The organism is Bradyrhizobium sp. Ses1, from assembly GCF_059512365.1.
On the sequence record NZ_JCAMOQ010000002.1, the window covers coordinates 234,663 to 248,437 of the forward strand.

Annotated in this window: 13 protein-coding genes; 6 read left to right on the forward strand and 7 right to left on the reverse strand. The window is 62.4% G+C overall.

Going from position 1 to position 13,775, the window contains the following annotated elements:
- Nucleotides 1-108 precede the first annotated feature (108 nt).
- Nucleotides 109-1,224: a branched-chain amino acid ABC transporter substrate-binding protein gene (locus AC5ZG5_RS04020; protein ID WP_130224245.1), complete on the reverse strand. Its 1,116-nt coding sequence runs from the start codon at nucleotides 1,222-1,224 to the stop codon at nucleotides 109-111.
- A 272-nt stretch (nucleotides 1,225-1,496) separates the two neighbouring features.
- Between AC5ZG5_RS04020 and AC5ZG5_RS04025 the strand changes: the two genes are divergently transcribed.
- Nucleotides 1,497-1,739, forward strand: coding sequence for a DUF1127 domain-containing protein (locus AC5ZG5_RS04025; protein WP_456641103.1), 243 nt, complete (start codon nucleotides 1,497-1,499; stop codon nucleotides 1,737-1,739).
- Nucleotides 1,740-2,089: 350 nt separating this feature from the next.
- On the opposite strand, the gene AC5ZG5_RS04030 is transcribed toward AC5ZG5_RS04025, so the two are convergent.
- On the reverse strand, nucleotides 2,090-3,067 hold the full coding sequence (locus tag AC5ZG5_RS04030; protein WP_456641104.1) for a helix-turn-helix transcriptional regulator: 978 nt from the start codon (nucleotides 3,065-3,067) through the stop codon (nucleotides 2,090-2,092).
- A 349-nt stretch (nucleotides 3,068-3,416) separates the two neighbouring features.
- Here AC5ZG5_RS04030 and AC5ZG5_RS04035 point away from each other — a divergent pair, with 349 nt between their 5' ends.
- Together AC5ZG5_RS04035 and AC5ZG5_RS04040 are read left to right on the forward strand one after the other, a co-directional pair.
- The gene (locus AC5ZG5_RS04035; protein WP_456641105.1) at nucleotides 3,417-4,226 is read left to right on the forward strand and encodes an outer membrane protein; all 810 of its coding nucleotides are present in this window, start codon (nucleotides 3,417-3,419) and stop codon (nucleotides 4,224-4,226) included.
- A gap of 181 nt (nucleotides 4,227-4,407) precedes the next feature.
- On the forward strand, nucleotides 4,408-5,586 hold the full coding sequence (locus tag AC5ZG5_RS04040; protein ID WP_456641317.1) for a GGDEF domain-containing protein: 1,179 nt from the start codon (nucleotides 4,408-4,410) through the stop codon (nucleotides 5,584-5,586).
- A 12-nt stretch (nucleotides 5,587-5,598) separates the two neighbouring features.
- On the opposite strand, the gene AC5ZG5_RS04045 is transcribed toward AC5ZG5_RS04040, so the two are convergent.
- A complete protein-coding gene (locus tag AC5ZG5_RS04045) occupies nucleotides 5,599-6,396 on the reverse strand; it encodes a MetQ/NlpA family ABC transporter substrate-binding protein (protein ID WP_456641106.1) in 798 nt (265 codons plus the stop codon).
- A 61-nt stretch (nucleotides 6,397-6,457) separates the two neighbouring features.
- On the opposite strand from AC5ZG5_RS04045, the gene AC5ZG5_RS04050 reads away from it, so the two are divergent.
- On the forward strand, nucleotides 6,458-6,592 hold the full coding sequence (locus tag AC5ZG5_RS04050; RefSeq protein ID WP_456641107.1) for a hypothetical protein: 135 nt from the start codon (nucleotides 6,458-6,460) through the stop codon (nucleotides 6,590-6,592).
- A 40-nt stretch (nucleotides 6,593-6,632) separates the two neighbouring features.
- Entirely contained in the window at nucleotides 6,633-8,036 is a 1,404-nt protein-coding gene (locus tag AC5ZG5_RS04055; protein WP_456641108.1) for an LLM class flavin-dependent oxidoreductase, read from the forward strand.
- A 139-nt stretch (nucleotides 8,037-8,175) separates the two neighbouring features.
- Here AC5ZG5_RS04055 and AC5ZG5_RS04060 read toward each other — a convergent pair whose 3' ends face one another.
- The gene (locus tag AC5ZG5_RS04060; protein ID WP_456641109.1) at nucleotides 8,176-8,952 is read right to left on the reverse strand and encodes a MetQ/NlpA family ABC transporter substrate-binding protein; all 777 of its coding nucleotides are present in this window, start codon (nucleotides 8,950-8,952) and stop codon (nucleotides 8,176-8,178) included.
- A 432-nt stretch (nucleotides 8,953-9,384) separates the two neighbouring features.
- Here AC5ZG5_RS04060 and AC5ZG5_RS04065 point away from each other — a divergent pair, with 432 nt between their 5' ends.
- Nucleotides 9,385-10,317 (forward strand): aliphatic sulfonate ABC transporter substrate-binding protein, encoded by a 933-nt coding sequence (locus tag AC5ZG5_RS04065; RefSeq protein ID WP_207230959.1) that lies wholly within the window; start codon nucleotides 9,385-9,387, stop codon nucleotides 10,315-10,317.
- 16 nt (nucleotides 10,318-10,333) lie between these two features.
- Here AC5ZG5_RS04065 and AC5ZG5_RS04070 read toward each other — a convergent pair whose 3' ends face one another.
- From AC5ZG5_RS04070 to AC5ZG5_RS04080, 3 genes are all read right to left on the reverse strand, one after another.
- Nucleotides 10,334-10,999 carry a methionine ABC transporter permease gene (locus tag AC5ZG5_RS04070; protein ID WP_028162066.1) on the reverse strand — a complete coding sequence of 222 codons (666 nt, stop codon included), beginning with the start codon at nucleotides 10,997-10,999 and terminating at the stop codon, nucleotides 10,334-10,336.
- A complete protein-coding gene (locus AC5ZG5_RS04075; protein WP_456641110.1) occupies nucleotides 10,989-12,110 on the reverse strand; it encodes a methionine ABC transporter ATP-binding protein in 1,122 nt (373 codons plus the stop codon). The genes AC5ZG5_RS04070 and AC5ZG5_RS04075 overlap by 11 nt, the downstream gene beginning before the upstream one ends.
- Before the next feature lie 172 nt (nucleotides 12,111-12,282).
- Nucleotides 12,283-13,377, reverse strand: a complete 1,095-nt coding sequence (locus AC5ZG5_RS04080) for an LLM class flavin-dependent oxidoreductase (protein WP_456641111.1) — start codon at nucleotides 13,375-13,377, stop codon at nucleotides 12,283-12,285.
- Between the last annotated feature and the right edge of the window lie 398 nt (nucleotides 13,378-13,775).

The window sequence follows — 13,775 nt, forward strand, 5'->3', positions numbered from 1 at the left end:
GGGTCCTTGCTTTCGCAGGGACGACAGCGCGGCTGAGGTCTGCGCCTTGTACCACTAACATAGGCCAACGAGCGAAACTCGCTCGTTGGCCCTGGACCTCACGCTACCTCACAGCGCCTTGTCGACCTGCGCGTAGCCGCCTTTGCCGTCCCACTTATAGACGACATAATCGATGGCCTTGATGTCACCCTTTGCATCGAAGGCCAACTTGCCGATCACGGTGTCCCATTCGCCGGCCTTTATGGCATCGACCACCTTCTTCGGGTCGGTCGTACCGGCCTTCGCCACCGCCTGCGACCACACCTGGAACGCCGCATAGGTGTAGAGCGTGTAACCCTCGGGATCGATGTTCTTGGCCTTGAACTTCTCGACGATGGCCTTTGCGGTCGGCTTTTCGCGAGGATCGGGACCGAAGGTGAACAATGTGCCCTCCGCAATAGGCCCGGTGATCGAGGCGAACTCGCGGTCGTTGATCGCATCGCCCGCCATCAGCACCGTCTTGAGCCCTTGATCGCGCATCTGGCGCAGGATCAGGCCCGCTTCCTGATGATAGCCGCCGACATAGACCAGATCGATGTTCTCGCGCTTGAGCCGAGACACGATGGAATTGAAATCCTTGTCGCCCTTGTTGAAGGACTCGAACATCTTCTCGGTGACGCCGGCCTTGTTGAGCGCCTTCTTGGTTTCGTCGGCAAGTCCCTTGCCGTAGGTGGTCTTGTCGTTGAGGATCGCGATGTTCTTGCCGGCGAAGTTCTTGGCGATGTAGCCGGCGGCAACCAGGCCCTGCTGGTCGTCGCGGCCGCAGACCCTCAGCACGTTCCACAGCTTGCGCTCGGTAAGCAGCGGATTGGTCGAGCCCGGCGAAATCTGCAGCACGTTGCCGTCCGCATAGGCTTCCGAGGCCGGGATCGACGACGAAGAACAATAGTGGCCGGCGACGAACGGAATTCTCGCGCTGGCGATCTTCTCGGCGATCGAGCGCGCCTGCTTCGGATCGCAGGCATCGTCGTTGACATCAAGCACTAGCTTCCTGTTGAGGAGACCGCCGGCGGCGTTGATATCGGCCACCGCCTGCTCGGCGCCGTTCTGGAACTGGCGGCCGAACGCAGCTTCGCCGCCAGTGATCGAAGAGGCAACCGCCACCCTGATGTCCTGGGCCAGCGCTGCAGAGGACAGCACAAGTGACACACCTAGTGTTAGACCGAAGAGCTTGACCACTTTCATACGAAAGTCCTTGGGGTTGTTTTAGAGAGACGGCGACTGCGCCGGTCCCTTCATAGCATGGCCGGCTGACATCGGCGCGATGTCAGCGTATTTTTTTACCAATGGTGCTGGCTGCATCGAGGGCGAGGTGGCGTGAGCTCTGTTATGCGTTATCGCCAGGAAGGCCGCCGCGGCCCCGCGTTACGGCCGTAGCCGTATTTTCCCGCGTCGGAATGTTCCGGAAACATGGCCGCGCCAGAGTCTCGGCGACTGATATTTGCCGGGAGATATCGATGTCGCACATCGACCAACTGTTCTACACCCGCCCATATCCGAAACAGATCCAACAGGCGCCGAACGCTCCGCGATGGTATGTCTCGATCAGCGCGATGGTGACGTTCCTGCTGTCGAAGATGAGGGAAGAACTGGCGATACGCCAGGCCATGGCAGAGCTGCGGGATCTCGACGACCGAATGCTGCGCGACGTCGGATTGTCCCGCTACGATATCGCATCAATCCGCAGGCGCGAAACCTAGCCCGTTACACAGCGCGCAAGGACCTCGATCGCTGATGATCAACGGCGCGCACCGCGCGCCCGTTGAATTCGCGCGCCGACACGGTTTGCATTTCGATAGGACAGCATCATGAAGCACGAAACTGTGTTGCAGACATCGGCTGCGACCTCAGGCCTGGTCAGAAGGTTGGTTCGAGCCCAGGGTGATCCGGCGAAGCAACGTATACGCGCATGGCTTGGCAATATCTGTGACGAGAAACTCTTGAACTTCGGACTCTCGGCGGCCGATATCGCGCTCTTGCGGGCGCGTTGCCCTGAGAACCCTGATGCATCGGGTCGCAAATTGGAGGCCCGACGAATCGCGTGAGAGCTTCAGCGAGACGAATCGCGCCGGCACTCTGTCGGCGTGACTCCGAAACGGCGGCGGAACCGCTGGTTGAAGTAGGAGACCTCGCCGAAGCCGCATGCGAGCGCGATCTCGCTGATCTTGAGACGATCTCCCTGCTCGCTCGTAAGCATCTGCCGCGCCTGCTGCAGGCGACGCTCCAGCAGACGCTCCGTGAAGCTCTGGCCCGTCTCGTGCAAGAGATCCTGCACATATCTGGTCGAGAGACCGAGATGGCGGGCAACGTTCGCTGCCGAGAAACCGGCACTCATGAAGCTTCGATCGATCTCGGCAATAATGTCGTGAATGCGCGATGCCCGCAGGCCACGCGTCGTGGCGATCTGCGCGGCATCACCGCGCGCGCCGAGCACCAGCGCGATCAGGTCGAGAAGAGTGGTGCGAATATGCCCGTCGAGCTGCGGATCGTGGGGCGCACGCGACAGCTTCACGACGCTTTCGATATAGCGCCGCAAGTGCGCAACGGCCGGCCGCTGCGGATCGAGCGGCCGCGCCAACAGGTCGTCCGCCTGGCTGACCAGCGCAGTCAGTTGGTCCCGGCTGACCGTCAACGTCGTCCAGGCAAAGGGCGTATCGGACGCCATGTCGGTCGGCACGCCATTTGTCCCGAGAAATACGCCGCCGGAAGGGAGAGTCGCTTCGCGATTTGACTGATCCACCCGCAGCGTGCCGGTTCCGCGGTGGAAGACGAGGCAGAAATCGTCATCGGGGCCGCGAGAAATGGCGCTTCTCGATCGCTTCACCCTGCCGAAGGTGCCGCCGAATCGTGTGACGTGAATGTCCTGAAAGCCGGACCAGCGAAGAAAGCCGGAAAACGGTCGGTCCTCGAACCTCGTGATGTCGACGCAACAGGTGAGCGCCTCCACTTTCTCGTACCAGAGGGAAAACCTTCGATCGTCTTCGAGCGGCGGATCGAGATTGTCGGAGTGGAAGCTTGATTGATGCATTGTTCTTGAAATTGCACTTACACACGCATGCTACCGGGGCTAATCGACGCGGGCCATGAGTAACTCTGCCGCAGCGCGCCGCGAATCGCTGATGCCGCTTCGGGTTGTTGCACAACAGCCACATGGACGAACGGTTTAGCGGGAGCGCGCTCGGGCTAAAATCCGGTGCGGGCGAGAACAAGACCATCGGTGCAACCCCTGCCATGTTGCGACACGGCTGCTGCGAGGAACTGCGTCGAGCTCACCCCCTGCGAGGTCGCGACGCGCTCGCCCAGCCTTCACATGTCGCCGTTCCATGACGGCGATGCATTGGAAAACCCTTTCTCCAGGGAAATTTAGGGGCGTGGTAATGAAGACGTTTCTACTCGGCACTGTCTTTGGTCTTGGCCTGGCGGCGGGCCCGACTTTTGCCGCCGATCTGTCCTATCCGGTCAAGGCGCCGCCCATCGCGGCCGTCCCAGTGTTCTCCTGGACCGGCTTCTATATCGGCGCCAATGTCGGCTTTGGCGGCGACAAGTTCAACTATCCGTTCCAAGCATTCCAGCGGCAGCTTCAGGCGGAAGCACCTGCGCTCGAATCGAGCATCGCCGGCAATCTCAACCTGAACTCGAGCGGTTTCTTCGGCGGTGGCCAGATCGGCTACAATTATCAGTTCGCCAACAATGTGGTCGCCGGCATCGAAGCCGATTTCGAATGGTCGGGTATCGAGGGCAAGCTCGCGGGCGCCGCGCTCTTCACCGCTCCGGGCGTTGTCGGCAACGCAGGCTTCGACATCGGATCCGAGATCGAATGGTTCGGCACCGTTCGCGGTCGCCTCGGCTACACCTGGGACAGGGTCCTTCTCTACGCGACCGGCGGCGCGGCTTACGGCAAGGTCAAATCGCACGCCAGCTTCAACGCCAATGGACTTGTCGGTCCGCTGCCGGCCGTGATCTCGGCGAGCGACACGCAATGGGGCTGGACCGCGGGCGCCGGTCTCGAATACGCCCTCGCGCCGAACTGGTCCTTCAAGACCGAATATCTCTACGTCGACCTTGGCAGCCACACCGTGTTCAACAGCGCGGTCGATGACGTCGCCAACGGCTTCTTCTCGAGCGCCAGCATGGACGTCAGCACCAAGCTTCACACGGTCAAGGCCGGCGTCAATTACAGGTTCTGAGCGAATCCACGATCTTCAATGACCTGAAGGCTGCGGCATCGCCGCAGCCCTCGCCGTTTCCGGCTCTGCTCAACCGCCACCGAATCGATCGAATTGTAGTGAATTCGCTCTCGTTACTTTAAGGTCGGGCGGATAGCTGGTCGTGCTGGGGAAAGGTCCGGAGTTGTGGTCCTTGTTCGATATGTTCACCGTCGGGCTGTTGGCCGAGGCCGCATGCGCGATTGGCTGCTTGATCGTTGTGATCACATGGGTGCGGGATCGCTCCACTAAGTCCTATTCCTGGTGGATCCTCGGGTTCCTGCTGTCCTTTCTTGGCGTCATCCTTGCCGCACAGCGCCAGACGCTGCCCCAGCTCTCGGCCTTCGGCGTTCCCGGCTTTTTCGCCCTGTTTGGCGCGGGCGCGCTCTGGTGCGGTGTGCGTGTTTTCGACCAACGACCGCTACCTGTATTGGCCTTGCTGCCGCCGCTGATCTGGGCAGTGGGCCTGCCGTTCGCGTATCCAAGCTACGCGCTTCGCCAGATCGATTACAATCTCGCGATCGGCACGATGACCCTGCTGATCGGCCTCGATCTCTGGCGTTCATCGTCCCGGGAACTTTCGCCGTGGCTCTGCATCGCGCTGATCTGCCTGTTTGAGACGGTGGTCAGTTACAGCCAGGCCATTGCCATCTTCGTCATGCGCGACGAAATCGGCGCGGGCCCGCTCCGGGGGTGGCTCACCTTTGCGCCGTTCCAATCCGCCGTCGCGATGGTGGCGATCGTCGTCCTCGGCATTCTGATGATCGGCGAGCGTTCCGAACGCCGGCTCCGCGATCTCGCGATGAACGATCAGTTGACCGGCGTCCTCAATCGACGCGGCTTCTTCGACACCAGCGCAGTCCGCCTCGCCAAACTATCCGGAAAGTCCTGCGACATCGCGATTGCCCTCTTTGACATCGACTACTTCAAGGCCATCAACGACAAGCATGGCCATCCTGCCGGAGACGAGGTCATCGCCGAGTTCGCCAGGCGTGCCGCGCGGGCGATCCGCCAGGGCGACGTCTTCGGCAGGATCGGCGGGGAAGAGTTCGCGCTGCTGCTGCCGAACACCACGATCAACGATGCAAGGCTCGTCGTCGATCGAGTTCGCGCCACGTTCAGCGATGCGCCGATCCTTCATGACAACATTCAAATCATGGCCACCGCGAGCGCCGGGATATCGATCGCCGACGCTCGAGACATCGTCTTGGATCGGCTGATGTCGGCAGCCGATTCCGCCCTGTACGCGGCGAAGAAGGCGGGACGCAATCGGACCAGCATCCTGCACCCGGTGGCGCCGACCGATCGCGACGCTGCGCCGATCGTCCGCAGCTCGCCCTGACTTGTCTGGAGCCTAGCCGTCGAATCCCGCCGGGATGAAGGCCGGCAGCTTCTCCTCGATGAACTGCTTCACCTGCGGCGAATTGAAGACCTGGATGAACGCCTTCAGGCGCGGATCGTCCTTCTTGTCGGCACGTGCGGTGAAGCGCAGGACCAGGCCGTCATCGAGGGTGCGGTCGATGATCAGCGCCGATTTCGGATCGCCGCCGGCCGAGATCAGATAGGTGACGTTGACGAGCGCCAGCGTGACGTCGTCAAGCGAACGGTAGGTCTGCGCGGGATCGAGTTCGACGATCTTCAAATTCTTGGGATTTTCGATGATGTCGAACTTGCTCACCGAAAAACCCTTGCCCGGCGTCAGCTTGATCAGGCCGGCGCGTTCGAGCAGGATCAATCCGCGCGCCCCGTTCAAGGGCTCGTTGGGAATCGCGACGCTGTCGCCGGACTTGATCTCGTCGAGGCTCTTGATCTTCTTCGAGAACAATCCGACCGGCGCGATCACGCCCACCTTGTCGACCTGAACGAGATTGAAGCCGCGCTGCTTGTTCTGCAGCGCCAGGTAAGTCCCGTGCTGGAACAGGTTCGCATCGACATCGCCGCTGTTGACCACTTCGTTCAGCGCCACCCAGTCGCTGAGCTCGACAATCCTGACGTCCTGCCCCTTCTCCTTGGCGAGCTTGGCCGCATAGCCAGCCAACTGCCCGACCGGGCCGGCACTGGTCGCGATCTTCAGCGGCTCGTCGGCAACCGCAGCAGTGGTCAGGGCAAGCAACAGGCCGGCTGCCTGCGCCATACGCACGAACATCTTCATCTTGTCAGGTCCATCGCTTCTCGAAAGATCGTATCAGGCGGCCTCGCGGCGCCGTCGACGAATGATGCTTGCCGATCTCTGCTCTGTCGAGAGATCCGAGAAAATAGCGATGCGCGTGCTGGCGCTTTGCCCTGGGGCGGCGGTAATCTTTCATCCGGTGCGGCAAATTGAAAACAACGTCGTCCGGCTGGCGTGATAGTTTCCGTGAAACACGAACCCGTTGCGGAGAACGGCTGATGACGAGACCGCGAGAACTTCGCTTCAACGCGTTCAACATGACCGCGCCGAGCCACAACTGGGCCGGCCTATGGTCGCATCCGCGCGATGCGTCGATCGACTACAACACGCTCGACTATTGGACCGACTATGCCAGGACCGCGGAGCGGGGCCTGCTTGACGGCATCTTCCTTGCCGACGTATTTGGCGTCTACGATGTCTATGGCGGCAATCCGGATACGGCGATCAGCCACGCCGTCCAGTTGCCCAACGCCGAGCCGACGCTACTGGTCTCCGCAATGGCGCTGGTCACCAAGCATCTCGGCTTCGGCATCACGTCGAACCTGACATTCGAGCATCCCTATCAATTCGCGCGCCGCTTCTCGACACTCGATCATCTCACCAAAGGACGGATCGGCTGGAACATCGTGACCGGCTATCTCGACAGTGGCGCGCGCGGGATGGGTCTGCCCACCGCCCGCGCCCATGACGAACGCTACGACGCGGCGGAGGATTTTCTCGCCGCCGTCTACAAGCTCTGGGAAGGCAGTTGGGAGGATGACGCGGTCCGCCGCGACCGCGAAACGCGCGTGTTTACCGATCCGGCGAAGGTCCATCGTGTCAGGCACGAAGGCTCGCATTATCGCGTCGACGGCATCCATCTCGCCGAACCGTCGCCGCAGCGCACGCCATTGTTGTATCAGGCGGGAACGTCACGGCGCGGCCGCGCCTTCGCCGCGAGGCATGCGGAAGCGATCTTCCTCAACGGCCAGACCAGGCCGATCCTCGCGCGAGCCGTCCGCGAGATCAGGGAGGCCGCAAAGGAATTCGGGCGCGATCCCTATGACATCAGGCTGTTCGCCGGCGCCACCGTGATCGTCGCGCCGACGCGCGCCGAAGCCAACGATCTGCTCGCGGACTACGCCCGCCATGTCGACCAAGCCGGGCAACTCGCGCTGCTCTCGGGATGGACCGGCATCGACTTCTCGACCTACCGTCCCGAAGAGGCCGTGCAATATGTCGAGAGCAATGCGATCCAGTCGATGGTCGAGAATTTTACGCTGCGCAGCGAGCGGCCGGTGAAGATCGGCGACCTTGCCAGCTTGAGCCACCTCGGCGCACGCTCACCCTTCGTGGTGGGCTCGCCGCAGGACGTGGCCGACGAACTGATCGCCTGGGCGGAAGAGACCGACGTGGACGGATTCAACCTGTTCCGTCTTGTCGTGCCGGAATCGCTGAACGCGTTCGTCGATCTGGTGGTGCCCGAACTGCAATCCCGCGGCGTCTACAAGACCGCCTATCGCGACGGCACCTTACGGGAGAAGCTGTTTCCGGGACGCGGACCGCGCCTGCATGCGACGCATCCGGGCGCGGGATTTCGCCGCCAGCCGACCGATGCCGTTCGATCCAACGCCGCCGAATAGTGCACTAACTGTTCGGCAGTGCGAATCGAACAAACGCCGCGTAGGGTGGGCAAAGGCGCTCTTTGCGCCGTGCCCACCATCAAGCACTCCGCTCGCAATGGTGGGCACGCTTCGCTTTGCCCACCCTACGTCAGGTCTATCACCACGTCGCGATATAGGTCCCCTTGAAGCGCTTATCGAGGAACTCCTTCACCTGTTGCGAGTGATAGGCGTCGACGAGTTGCTTGACCCAGGGCTTGTCCTTATCTTCCTCGCGCACAGCGATGATGTTGACCCACGGGCCATCTTTCGACTCATGCGCGATCGCGTCGGTCGCGGGATTGAGGCCGGCCTGCACCGCGTAATTGTTGTTGATCGAGACGAGGTCGACATCCTGCAGCGAGCGCGGGAGCTGTGCCGCGTCGAGCTCGACGAAGCGCAATTTCTTCGGATTTTCGGTGATGTCGGCAATCGTCGAGGCGACGTTGTTCGGGTCCTTCAGCTTGATCACGCCGTGGAGGGCAAGGATCATCAGTCCGCGCGCGCCGTTCGAGGGATCGTTGGCGATCGCCACCCGCGCGCCCTCCGGCAGATCCGCCAGCTTCTTGTATTTCAGCGAGTAGACGCCCTGCGGCGAAGCGATGCTGGTGGCGACCTTCACGATCTTCCAGCCGGTCTTGGAGATCTGGTTCTTCAGATAAGGCTCATGCTGGAACGAGTTCGCTTCCAGATCCTTCAGCGCCAGCGCCTGATTGGGAATGACGTAGTCGGTGAATTCGACGACCTTGATGTCGAGGCCGCGTTCGGCGGCCACTTTCTTCACCACCTCGATGATTTCGGCGTGGGGCCCGGCAGTGACGCCAACCCGGATGGTTTCGGCCCGTGCGGCGCCGGCAAACAATGCGGCTGCCGCAACGATCGCGGTAAAGATTCGCATAAAGCTCTCCAAAGATCACACAAACGTAACTCGGCTGGCACTAGCGCCGATCATTGGTGGCTTCAACCGCCTGCGCGACAAAACGACGAAACGGCTGCGATCATTCAACGTGGGGAACAAAACATTTGCTCTGCATGGTGCAGCGCGATGCTTCTGTTCTCCGCAGCCGATCGGTCCTCCGTACGAACGGATGATGCAGCACGGTGACAGCATGTCACGCGAAACGTAATTCTCTTAATTGTGGGCCGCGGAGAATTTTGCACCACATCGGACGACTTCTCCGGAATTGCCACCGGCACGCGATTGATCGCAAATGAGGTTCCGGAATTCATCCGCATTATTTTGGAAGCCACAGATATGTTGTTCTCGTCTCGCCCGCGTTCGCAAGTTCCAGCCGCCTCCCGGATCAAACCCATCACGCGCCGGCTCGCCATGAGCGCGCTTGGCCTGCTGGCGATGATCTCGCTGGCGCGGCCTGCGATCTCGGAGGAAATCCGGATCGGTTACCAGAAATCCTCGACGCTCACCGCGATCCTCAAGACCAATGGTGAATTGGAGAAGGCGCTCGCGCCGCTCGGCATCACTGTGTCCTGGCACGAATTCACCAGCGGATTGCCGCTGCTCGAGGCCATCAATGTCGGCAGCGTCGATTTCGGCGCCGACGTCGCAGACACCGTGCCGATCTTTGCGCAAGCCGCCGGCGCCAAGCTCGCCTATGTCGCCGAGGAAGCCGCATCGCCGTCGGCGCAGGCGATTTTGGTGCCGAAGGACTCGCCCGTGAAATCTGTGGCCGATCTCAAGGGCAAGAAGGTCGCGGTGACAAAAGGCGCCGGCAGCCATTTCCTGTTGCTTGCAGCGCTCGCCAAGTCCGGCCTCACCTTCAAGGACATCACGCCCGCCTACCTGACGCCGGCCGACGGCCGCGCCGCCTTCGTCAGCAACAATGTCGATGCCTGGGTGGCCTGGGATCCCTTCCTCACCAGCGCCAGCCGCCAGTCCGGCGCGCGGACCCTTTCCGACGGCAGCAACGGGCTCGCAAGCTATAAGCGTTACTATGTCGCCTCGGCTGCCTTTGCCGATCGCCGCGGCGACGCGCTCAACGTGATCTTCAACAAGCTTGCCGAGACCGGGAAGTGGGTGAAGGCCAACCCCAAGGATGCCGCGACCATTCTCGCCGGCCTCTGGGGCATCGACGCCGCGGCAGTGGAAGAAGCCAACAGCCACCGCTCCTATAACGTCGGCGCAGTCACCGTCCCCGGCCTGTCGGAGCAGCAGCGCATCGCCGATGCGTTCGTCGCCGAAGGCTTGATCCCGAAGAAGGTCAATACCACCGACGTCAAGATCTGGGCGCCGAAAGGATCCTGACGGCGCCCGCGAGGGCTCAACGATGGCGCAGCCGGCGGTTGACCCGGCGCGCCAGATAGTCGCCGGCGGTCTGCACTGTCTGCACCAACGCGATCAGGACCACCACCACGGCCAGCATCATGCCCGGCATGAAGCGCTGATAGCCGTAGCGGATGCCGAGATCGCCCAGCCCGCCGCCGCCGACTGCGCCGACCATCGCCGAATAGCCGAGCAGGCTGACGACCGCGAGCGTCAGCGACAGCACGAGCCCTGGCAGCGCCTCGGGGATCAGGACCTTGAGCACGACCTGCAGCGGGGTGGCGCCGAACGACGACGCGGTTTCGATCAGGCCGGCATCGACCTCGCGGATCGCGCCCTCGACAAGGCGCGCGATGAAGGGCGTCGAGGCGATGGTGAGCGGAACGATCGCCGCTCCCGAGCCGATCGAGGTTCCTGCGACAAGGCGCGTGAACGGGATGATCGCGACGACCAGGATGATGAATGGCGTGGAGCGCGTCGCGTTGACGATCACGCCAAGGATCGCATTCGCAGCCGGCGCGGCAAACAATTCGCCCTTGCGGCTGGTCGCGAGGAACACGCCGATCGGCAGGCCGAACAACGTGCCGAGCGAGGCGGAGACCGCGACCATGAACAGGCTTTCGCCGGTCGCCTGGATGATGAGATTGATGAGTTCAGGCGACATAGCCGAGGCGCTCCGCGGAAAACCGATGTTGGGCAAGGAAGGACAGCACGCGCGCAACCACGGTCTCGTCGCCGGGCACGCCAAGCGTCAGTGACCCGACCTGCTGGCCGCCGATCTCGTCGATCCGGGCCGACAACAGCGCCGCGTCGATCGCAAGCTCGCGCGACAGCCGCGCCACCAGCCGATCGCCGCCATCGCCGCGGACGAGCACGCGGATCACGGCCTGGCCACCTGGCGTCGGTTGCTGCTGCAGCCGGCTCGACAAGGAAACCGGAACCGCGTCGCCGAGGACCTCGGAGAGAAAGCTCTGGGTAATCGCATGTTGCGGATGGGTGAAGATGTCGGCGACATGACCGCGCTCGACGATGTGCCCGGCATCGAGCACGATCACCTCCTTGGCGAGCTGTCGTACGACCGACATCTCGTGAGTGATTAGGATGATGGTCACGCCGAGCTCGCGGTTGATATTGGCGAGCAGGTCGAGAATCGAGCGCGTCGTCTGCGGATCGAGGGCCGAGGTCGCCTCGTCCGACAACAGCACGCTCGGCCGCGTCGCCAGCGCACGCGCGATGCCGATGCGCTGCTTCTGGCCGCCGGATAGCTCCGACGGATAGCGATTGCGCTTGTCGGCGATATCGACGAGGTCGAGCAGCTCGGTGACGCGCGCGGCGATTTCGGCTTTCGACCAGCCGGCGATTTCAAGCGGCAAGGCGATATTGTCCGCCGCCGTCCGCGACGACAGCAGGTTGAAATGCTGGAAGATCATGCCGATCGAGCGTTGGGCCAGCCGCAGCTCGCGACCGGAAAGCGCCGAGATGTCGCTGCCATCGACGATGACGCGGCCGGTCGTCGGTTTCTCCAGCCCGTTGATCAGCCGGACCAGGCTCGACTTGCCGGCGCCGGAACGACCGATCACGCCGGTGATGGCGCCGTGGGGAATTGCGAAGTCGATGTCCTGCAGCGCCGTGACGCTCGGCTTGCCGCGATAGGCGGGGTAGGTTTTCGAGACGGCCGCGAACCGCACCATCGCCTCCTTGGAGACGACATCGGGGGCGACGGGCGGAAATGCCTCCGGCGGTCGTGAGGCCGCGAGAGATTGATGCACATTCATTGCTGAAATCCGGTCTTTCGGCTGCGCGCTGCACTGCAAAATTACGCGAGCAGGGGCCGCTGGCAATTCCAGATATCGGCGGAGACGTAGGCCAAGCTTTCGTCGCTCGCCTCGGCAAGAGAAATTCCTTCCGCCAGACTGTGTGCTGGTTTTTTTGGGCACCGACCGATCGCTAGCGTGAACCTGCCAACAATGCAGTTCCGTCGGCCGCCGCCGCGGACTGCGCCTGCCGCACGCGCGGGATGACCTCCCTGGCAAAGCGCTCCATCTCGGCCTCGAACGGCTGGAACTGCAGCATGAACAGCTCGATGCCTGCCGTGTGGAATGCAAGGATGCGCGAGGCCACCTCGTCATAGCTGCCGACGAGGCCGGCCGCCGTGCCGCCATTGCTGCCGACCCGCGCGGACTTCTGCATCGTCTGCATCATCACGACCTTCGGATCGGTGTTCTGCTTCTGGATCGCCCGCATCGGCGCATCCTTGGCGGCGAGGTCCAAGAGCCGCCGGTACGCCGTCTGCGCCTCGTCGTTGGTCTGCCGCGCGACCACAAACGCCGAAAGGCCGAAGCGCAACGGCGCCGAGACCCGCGGCCGCGCCGCGACATCGGCAATCAGCGCCGCGACATCCGCCAGCGGCTGGCCGTTGATGAACCAGACGTCGCCGTGATCGGCGACCAGCGCCCGCGCCGGCTCGGATTCGCCGCCGACATAGATCAGCGGCCGTTGCCGGTAGAGGTCGGCGGGCCGGAGCGCATAGTCGCGCACGTCGAAATGCTCGCCCTTGTAGGTCAGGCGTTCGCCCTGCATCAGGCGCGACACCACACTGATCCATTCGCGGCCATAGGCATGGCGCGCGTCATGCTCGGCAAAGCCGATGCCCGCCTTTTCGAGCTCGGGCTTATTCCAGGCATTGACGAGATTGATCGCGAAGCGGCCGCGGCTGATGTTCTCGATGCCGAGCGCCATCTTCGCCAGCACCACCGGATGATAGAGATACGGCTTGATCGCGGCGATGATCTCGATCCGGCTCGTCAGTGCCGCAAGCGCCGCCGCCGCGCTCCACGCCTCCAACTGATCGAGATCCTCCTGATGCGGATTGATGGTGTGCTGCGCGACCAGCGTGGAGTCATAGCCGAGCCGCTCCGCTGCCAGCACCAGATCGCGGTTGCGTTCCCACGACGCATCATACGGCTCCTCCGGATCGTGATGCGCGGCACGCGGTCCATGAACCAATGCCCAGATGCCGAAACGAAGCGGTCGTGCCGTCATTTGTGATTTCTCTCGAATTGCGCGCATCATGCCGTGGCGGAAGCGCGGCTGTTTTCGCCAAAGCGCGAAGCGAGATCAAGCGCAGCCGCGGTGAAAGATATTCTTTGCCGTCTTGCGCGCGCAAAGAAACCAGAAAACTCTCCGGCACCAGACAATTGGAAAACCGCTCTATTTCTGTCCGGCTAAATTCGTGGGACATTTTGCGACGTATGGAAGGGCGTGCACTCACGCGGCGGAGCGCCGCAGTTGGGTGGGTGCTCCGATGTGCCTCGCGCGTGGCATCCTGATGTCGCTTCATCGGCGCGCGCATCATGCAACACCATGAAGCGAGGACGACGTTGTCTTGAGCAACCTGGAACAAACCGTTTCCCCGGCCGAATTTGATGGGACCGAGAGCA

What these genes read in the sequence shown, in the direction of transcription:
- AC5ZG5_RS04020 (WP_130224245.1), bottom strand. Translation starts at nt 1,224, where the DNA reads ATGAAAGTGGTCAAGCTCTTCGGTCTAACACTAGGTGTGTCACTTGTG.
- AC5ZG5_RS04025 (WP_456641103.1), top strand. Translation starts at nt 1,497, where the DNA reads ATGTCGCACATCGACCAACTGTTCTACACCCGCCCATATCCGAAACAG.
- AC5ZG5_RS04030 (WP_456641104.1), bottom strand. Translation starts at nt 3,067, where the DNA reads ATGCATCAATCAAGCTTCCACTCCGACAATCTCGATCCGCCGCTCGAA.
- AC5ZG5_RS04035 (WP_456641105.1), top strand. Translation starts at nt 3,417, where the DNA reads ATGAAGACGTTTCTACTCGGCACTGTCTTTGGTCTTGGCCTGGCGGCG.
- AC5ZG5_RS04040 (WP_456641317.1), top strand. Translation starts at nt 4,408, where the DNA reads ATGTTCACCGTCGGGCTGTTGGCCGAGGCCGCATGCGCGATTGGCTGC.
- AC5ZG5_RS04045 (WP_456641106.1), bottom strand. Translation starts at nt 6,396, where the DNA reads ATGAAGATGTTCGTGCGTATGGCGCAGGCAGCCGGCCTGTTGCTTGCC.
- AC5ZG5_RS04050 (WP_456641107.1), top strand. Translation starts at nt 6,458, where the DNA reads ATGATGCTTGCCGATCTCTGCTCTGTCGAGAGATCCGAGAAAATAGCG.
- AC5ZG5_RS04055 (WP_456641108.1), top strand. Translation starts at nt 6,633, where the DNA reads ATGACGAGACCGCGAGAACTTCGCTTCAACGCGTTCAACATGACCGCG.
- AC5ZG5_RS04060 (WP_456641109.1), bottom strand. Translation starts at nt 8,952, where the DNA reads ATGCGAATCTTTACCGCGATCGTTGCGGCAGCCGCATTGTTTGCCGGC.
- AC5ZG5_RS04065 (WP_207230959.1), top strand. Translation starts at nt 9,385, where the DNA reads ATGAGCGCGCTTGGCCTGCTGGCGATGATCTCGCTGGCGCGGCCTGCG.
- AC5ZG5_RS04070 (WP_028162066.1), bottom strand. Translation starts at nt 10,999, where the DNA reads ATGTCGCCTGAACTCATCAATCTCATCATCCAGGCGACCGGCGAAAGC.
- AC5ZG5_RS04075 (WP_456641110.1), bottom strand. Translation starts at nt 12,110, where the DNA reads ATGAATGTGCATCAATCTCTCGCGGCCTCACGACCGCCGGAGGCATTT.
- AC5ZG5_RS04080 (WP_456641111.1), bottom strand. Translation starts at nt 13,377, where the DNA reads ATGACGGCACGACCGCTTCGTTTCGGCATCTGGGCATTGGTTCATGGA.